Annotated in this window: 3 protein-coding genes; all 3 read left to right on the forward strand. The window is 39.1% G+C overall.

Features of this window, described 5'->3' with window-relative positions:
* On the forward strand, positions 1–730 hold a 730-nt coding region (locus Q8M88_RS08225; protein ID WP_305596242.1), incomplete at its 5' end, for a sensor histidine kinase.
* 335 nt (positions 731–1,065) lie between these two features.
* The gene (locus Q8M88_RS08230) at positions 1,066–1,353 is read left to right on the forward strand and encodes a GIY-YIG nuclease family protein (protein ID WP_305596244.1); all 288 of its coding nucleotides are present in this window, start codon (positions 1,066–1,068) and stop codon (positions 1,351–1,353) included.
* Positions 1,354–1,451: 98 nt separating this feature from the next.
* A partial coding sequence (locus Q8M88_RS08235) for a response regulator transcription factor (protein ID WP_305596246.1) occupies positions 1,452–1,795 on the forward strand: 344 nt, incomplete at its 3' end.

Here is a 1,795-nt window from a genome sequence, read left to right on the forward strand (position 1 = left end):
CGAGATGCACTTTGCCCATTACGGCGGCTTTACATTTTTAGTTTTCATCACGTGGATTTTTGTACAGCGCTACGTTTCAATGAATAAACAAATGATTGAAGCGGAAGTGAACGAGCGGGTTCGCATTGCTCGGGATCTGCATGATGAAGTTGGTCCACGCTTAACTGAAATTAAAATGGTAAGCGAGAGCTTTAGGGAGAAGCGCAATTTAACCGAACTTGAGAAGACAAAGCTCGATGAACTTTCCGCAGCTACCGATAAAGTTGTTTCAACATTTGGTGAAATTGTTTGGGCGCTTAATCCAACAAATGATTCGCTTGAAGAGTTTGGAAGTTACTTAAGCCAGAGCGCTATTAATTTTCTTCAGAAGGCAGATATTAAATGCCGGATAGATATTCCGCCGGTATTTCCACAAACAAAAATCTCTTACGAAGTGCGCCGTAACATTATTATGGCGGTTAAGGAATCTTTGCATAATATTGTTAAACACGCCGATGCTTCTATTGTTACCATGCAAATGACGGCAACAAAAAACGATTTGCTAATTTCAATTGTTGATGATGGGCGCGGCTTTGATATTAACAATACCCGCAAATATGGACACGGCTTAAAAAACATAGAGCAGCGGATAAAAAGTGTAAGCGGTAAATATTCCATTGAAACAAAGATTGGTAACGGTACAACTACCAAAATGGAAGTGCCGCTTACTTTAAATACTTTGTTTGAATAAAGCTAAACACATTCGGGAATGACAAGTGGAATGAACGTGTCATGCCCTAATGTTCCGCTTTTTGAATCCCGCGCAAGTGAGCGGAATCTGGGAACGCGGGACTTTAATAGGGCATCCAAGAAAAGTGAATAGATTCCCGATAAAAGCGTTCGGGAATGACGAAAGTAGGAAAGTTGTCATGCCCTAATGCCTTTACTTGTCCGCCTTATTGTTGGGCGGATAGGGCATCCAAGAAAAGTGAATATATCCCCGATAAAGACGTTCGGGAATGACAAAAGTAGGAAAGTTGTCATGCCCTAATGCCTTTATAGGGCATCCATAGAGGTAGTATAATTATGCATCAGTATTATGTTTACATACTAACCAGTAAGAAAAACGGAACGTTATATGTCGGTGTAACGAAGGATTTAGTTCGGAGAGTATATGAACATAAAGAAGGATTGATAGAAGGTTTTACAAAAAAGTATAATGTAAAAATGTTGGTTCATTATGAAATTACACCGGATATTAATTCTGCAATAAAGAGGGAAAAAGTTTTGAAAAAATGGAATCGGCAGTGGAAAATTGCTTTGATAGAAAAAACAAATCCGGATTGGAATGATTTGGCAAAAGACTTCATATAGATCCCCGATAAAGACATTTGGGAAGGACAAGTAATTTTACCCAAACTGGCTATTTACCAAACGGAATTTGATGATTAGTTTTAATAAAAAAGAAAAATATGATACGCGTAACTATAGTTGAAGATGATGACAAGATCCGCAATAACTTAATTGATTTGATCGAAGGCAGCGAAGGTTTCCGGTGCGTTGCCGCTTATTCTAACGCCGAAGAGGCTTTGCAAGATATTCCAACTAAATCACCCAATATTGTTTTGATGGATATTAATCTGCCGGGAATGGACGGTATAGAATGCACACGGCGGCTGAAAATTAAAATGCCTGAGTTGTTGATTGTAATGCTGACTGTTTACGAAGACGCAAACAAAATCTTCCGCTCTTTACAAGCCGGAGCTGTTGGGTATTTGTTGAAACTCACTCAGCCGGAAGATATTCTATCTGCTCT

The sequence above is a fragment of the Phenylobacterium sp. genome, from assembly GCF_030693805.1.
Classification (GTDB): domain Bacteria; phylum Pseudomonadota; class Alphaproteobacteria; order Caulobacterales; family Caulobacteraceae; genus Phenylobacterium.